This is a genomic window from Virgibacillus carmonensis, from assembly GCF_057836705.1.
In genome coordinates this window covers 1-1,037 of sequence record NZ_JBYQFJ010000083.1, presented here as the reverse complement: position 1 = coordinate 1,037, position 1,037 = coordinate 1, and the positions used below count along the sequence as shown (strand labels likewise).

Sequence of the window (1,037 nt, the reverse complement as noted above, 5' to 3'; positions counted from 1 at the left end):
CGATACCGTTGGTGCAACAACAGAAGGAGTGGAGGTCTGTTTATGGATGATTGTATGGCTATTACACTATTACGTCATGGGATGACAAAGGAAAACCAAAAGTCAGCATATATCGGCTGGACGGATTCTCCCTTAAGTGAGCAAGGGAAATCAGATGTAAAGCGGATGCACGAATATTTTCCTGAAATGGACATGGTTTTTTCAAGTGATTTAAAGCGGTGTCTGGAGACAGCAGCACTTGCGTTTCCAAATCAGCTTGTACAATGTTTGGCGGAAATAAGAGAAATACACTTTGGTGCATGGGAAGGAAAAACATATGCGGAATTACAACATCTCCCTTCCTACCGTCATTGGATTGATCATCCATTTCGTTCACGTCCTGATGGCGGCGAATCATTTGAAGCCTTTTGCAGGCGAATACAAGACGGATTCACAGAAATCAGGAGGCAAATTATAGCAACGGATGCAAAAGAAACAGCAATTGTTACGCATGGTGGGGTAATACGTTATTTGCTATCCATTCTTTTGGATCAAAACACACCATTTTTCCAATGGCATATTCCATATGGCGGCGGTTACCGGCTATGCTGGACAAAAGATAGCTTTAGGAGGGATGAAAATTGCATGTTGTTACAGGAGGTGCCTACAACGGAAAATCAGCGTGGGTAAGACAACACTATCTGGTTGACGACAGCACTGATTACCACTGGCTGTCAGCTTATCAATCAGAACCATGTCCGGACGATTTGTCGGTTTTAAGCAAGAACATCGTTGTCTGTGAAGGAGTGGAGCAGTGGGTTCTACAATGGATAGAAAACCAGAGTATCACAGAGGTCCGAACAATGGGCCGGGGTTTGATAGCCAAATGGTTAGATTGGGAACAAACAACGGCCCAGCGAAAACTGGTCATTATTGGTTCAGATATTTCCAAAGGTATCGTCCCTGTGGAGTCAAAAATGCGAACCTGGCGCGATGTGACAGGATGGTTCTATCAGGATTTGGTGAAACAATGTGATCGTTTAGACCTCATTTGGTAC

2 protein-coding genes are annotated in these 1,037 nt (G+C 44.0%); both read left to right on the top strand.

Going from position 1 to position 1,037, the window contains the following annotated elements; translation table 11 throughout:
• Positions 1-669, top strand: a 669-nt coding sequence (locus AC3G7N_RS20580) for a histidine phosphatase family protein (protein WP_489424030.1), incomplete at its 5' end; no start/stop codon positions are given.
• Positions 621-1,037: bifunctional adenosylcobinamide kinase/adenosylcobinamide-phosphate guanylyltransferase (locus AC3G7N_RS20575; protein ID WP_489424029.1), on the top strand; the 417-nt coding region annotated here is incomplete at its 3' end. The genes AC3G7N_RS20580 and AC3G7N_RS20575, both read left to right, overlap by 49 nt.